The following is a 203-nucleotide window of genomic DNA, read 5'->3' as shown; positions in this document are numbered from 1 at the left end:
TGCACCCCAAAAGTTGGACACCAGTCCAACCTATGGGGTGTTTTTCATGGCGAAGCACGATGAGCGTTTGAAGCTCGAAGTTGTTCAGAAATATTTATCGGGGTCGGCCGGTCACAGGACGCTGGCGCAGCAGTACGGTGTGAGCCGCTCCTGCCTGCGCGGATGGGTCAACGCCTACCGGGAGCACGGCGAGAGCGCGTTGC

General features: G+C 59.1%; 1 protein-coding gene. It reads left to right on the top strand.

Going from position 1 to position 203, the window contains the following annotated elements:
- Positions 1-46: 46 nt before the first annotated feature.
- Positions 47-203: helix-turn-helix domain-containing protein (locus L995_RS34865; protein ID WP_156136003.1), on the top strand; the 157-nt coding region annotated here is incomplete at its 3' end.

This window comes from Delftia sp. ZNC0008 (assembly GCF_000799035.1).
GTDB lineage: Bacteria > Pseudomonadota > Gammaproteobacteria > Burkholderiales > Burkholderiaceae_C > Comamonas > Comamonas tsuruhatensis.
This window is presented reverse-complemented; position numbering and strand designations above follow the sequence as displayed.